Below are 1188 nucleotides of genomic sequence, written 5' to 3' on the forward strand. Positions count from 1 at the left end.
AACGGTATTCTTTGTGCAAAAGCTAAACCTGAAGGCCAATTCTCTCCGACCCTGAAGCTGGTTCCAAATCAGTACAATTTGTACCGAATAATCTACACTGGTATAGCTTTCCTAACTTGCTGCCTCTTCCTGCTAACTTTACAGGTTCCGACTACACCGCCGAGTTGGCACTAGTTGGGAATAGTAGCACAGAGTGCCACATGCTTCTACTTGCACGTGATGGCATCTTTCAGTCAACTCCCTATCTAGAGCTTGAGTACATAAAGATGCAGCAAGCCAATCGAGCAGACGTCGCCATTCGCTGCGATGGCCTTAGCGCCGCCGACAACGCTGACCTGCGACTGGCCCTAAAGCCCTCCGGGCAAGGGCCTTACAAAGGTTCTCCTCAGCTCGCCCAAGGTAAGAATTTGCTGGTGGGCTAGTCAAAAGGTTCAGAAGCTGGAGGGGCATGGGATTTAGGCTTTTTAAAATTAATCTCGCAGACCCCGTTGCTGTTTTTGAAATTGTTGACCAACCTACCAATGGAGTGGACTCGCTGACCGAGGAGGCCCCTTTTCCTACCTACCTGGTGAGATCCTTGCTTACCTTTACAGGAGAGTCTGCTCGATGAGGTTCCTGATCAGAACTTGACGGTGTTGTTCTCCCCGCTTACGGACATACCCTATGCGATCAATGACGTGCCATTTCCTGGTTTCGATAGCGGTCCTTATTTGGATACTGTTTGCCTTGACTCTGTGTAAGTTTCCGTTTATAATCTAACTGGCGAAGTGTTTTTATGACCATTCGGGGTGCCCTTGGGCCACCACCGCCAGACCCCTACGTGAACCCTCTGCATTCCTATCACCAACATGTCAACCCTTTCCAAATCCTGCGGAGCTCACCTGATGGAGGGCAAGGGTTCCGTGCAGGTAAAGCTCCTCTTCCCAAGTTCACACTTCAGGAGAGTGGCGTGATGTGGCCCCTGTGACTGCCAGGGCACACTGGCGTCCCACTACCTTTACTGGGTTGCAAGTAACCCATTGCCATCTCCTCGAGGTATGCCTCTTCAACCTTCTCTCCGCCTCGCTCATGGATTAGCACGAAGACCAAGGAATGATGGCGCTGATTTGGCTACAAGATTGCAATGCCACACCATCTAGTGAAACCTTGGCACCTTCTTGTCCTGTGGATGGCAATGGCTTTGGCCTT

General features: G+C 50.8%; 1 protein-coding gene. It reads left to right on the forward strand.

Annotation, left to right across the window (positions count from 1 at the left end; all coding sequences use genetic code 11):
* Positions 1-200: 200 nt before the first annotated feature.
* Positions 201-422 (forward strand): hypothetical protein, encoded by a 222-nt coding sequence (locus tag V6D20_21055; GenBank protein HEY9818270.1) that lies wholly within the window; start codon positions 201-203, stop codon positions 420-422.
* Positions 423-1188 lie beyond the last annotated feature (766 nt).

It is taken from the genome of Candidatus Obscuribacterales bacterium (genome assembly GCA_036703605.1).
Lineage (GTDB): Bacteria > Cyanobacteriota > Cyanobacteriia > RECH01 > RECH01 > RECH01.